1 protein-coding gene is annotated in these 603 nt (G+C 47.6%); it reads left to right on the forward strand.

The features are described 5' to 3' along the window. Positions 1-24 precede the first annotated feature (24 nt). Positions 25-603, forward strand: a 579-nt coding sequence (locus R7E78_RS28255) for a LysR family transcriptional regulator (RefSeq protein WP_318058897.1), incomplete at its 3' end; no start/stop codon positions are given.

Raw genomic sequence — 603 nt, forward strand, 5'->3', positions numbered from 1 at the left:
ACATTCTTATCGAGGTACTACTGCGTGTTATCTGAACGTGCTGCGCAAATGGTGATCTTTTCTGCATTGATCAAACATAAAAACTTTACTGCGGCGGCGAAAAGCCTTGGAGTGTCAGTATCTCACGTCAGCAAACAGCTTAGTCAGTTAGAGGAATCTCTTGGCATCAAGCTTGTTCAACGCACCACGCGTAGTTTTACGCCTACCGAAGCGGGAAAAACGTTTTATCATCATTGTGAACAAGTGGTGCAGGCGGTGAGTAGTGCGACGTTAGAAATGGAAAGCCAAAGGGATGAAGTGGCTGGGCTGGTTCGCCTCGGGTTATCTCAATCATTTGGAACGCTGCACATCATTCCTGCGATTCAAGAGCTGCGTGAGTTGTATCCACAGCTTCAAGTGGAAGTGCATTTGTTTGACTACAAGGTCGATATGCTGGCGGAAGGGCTCGATCTGTGGGTAACAAACAATGAGCACCTACCAGAGGGCTACATTGCGCAGCGTTTGACAGACTGCCAGTTTGTGGTGGCAGCATCGCCAGATTATTTGCTTAAGTATGATACTCCGACTGAGCCGAACGACTTGTCTTTGCACAACTGCTTAATC

The organism is Vibrio sp. YT-19(2023) (assembly GCF_033337395.1).